The sequence below is a fragment of the Massilia soli genome, assembly GCF_016809835.1.
GTDB lineage: Bacteria > Pseudomonadota > Gammaproteobacteria > Burkholderiales > Burkholderiaceae_D > Telluria_A > Telluria_A soli.
This window is the reverse complement of the sequence record NZ_JAFBIL020000030.1, coordinates 1-722: the sequence shown is the minus strand read 5'-3', so window position 1 is coordinate 722 and position 722 is coordinate 1. Positions and strand designations below refer to the sequence as shown.

The following is a 722-nucleotide window of genomic DNA, read 5'->3' as shown; positions in this document are numbered from 1 at the left end:
GGTGAAAGTGCCGGTATTGTCTCAGGTCGGGCTGCCGATGGAAACGTAAGCGTTTGAATTAATCAGCGCTTCCCTAGCGGTTTGAGCGATGCCCAGGCAGCCTCGTGCGCGCTCGTGCTCGCTGTATCAAACATCTTCAACGCATGATGTATCTGTACGTCATCCATAAGTCTTTGGGAAGCTGGTTAGTGGTAGGTCTGCTCTTGGCCGATCTCGGCCGTTCAATACAGGATAGCAGATTGCCAAAGGGGAAAAGTCGCAGACGGTCATGACAGGCAGCTACCGACCCAAAACAGACTTCAAGAGCCGCGTATTGGAAAGGCGGTCAGCCGCCGCACACACTGCGATGACAACGGCTGCAGATAGCTTTGGTCGATAGCAAAGGTAAATCGGTGCTCTTGAGTTAATTGGTCTGGCGTGATCTGCACTTCCATCTTGATTGCGCCTAAAGACATTGCCCTTAACGTTACCGCAATCTCCGGCTCCATGCATTCGAGTTTCGCCTCGCCTTTCAAGGCAACGAACAGCTTGTCCACCGCCACGCTGCCAGTCCTAAATTTCATTGGTGCGGATAAAGGCTCCTCGTACCAGCACGCTTGCACCGTTCTCAGCGCAAACCGCTGTAGCGTTCAGCCAATTTCCATCTGAATCGCCACGAGTTTGCTAGACACTCGCGAGCCTCTCAAAGTACCGCTTCTCAAAATTGACCGGCGAAAGCTTCT

At 52.8% G+C, this 722-nt stretch carries 1 protein-coding gene; it reads right to left on the bottom strand.

Features of this window, described 5'->3' with window-relative positions; translation table 11 throughout:
- Positions 1-299: 299 nt before the first annotated feature.
- Positions 300-563, bottom strand: coding sequence for a WapI family immunity protein (locus I4X03_RS22995; RefSeq protein ID WP_223471449.1), 264 nt, complete (start codon positions 561-563; stop codon positions 300-302).
- Between the last annotated feature and the right edge of the window lie 159 nt (positions 564-722).

What these genes read in the sequence shown, in the direction of transcription:
- I4X03_RS22995 (WP_223471449.1), bottom strand. Translation starts at nt 563, where the DNA reads ATGAAATTTAGGACTGGCAGCGTGGCGGTGGACAAGCTGTTCGTTGCC.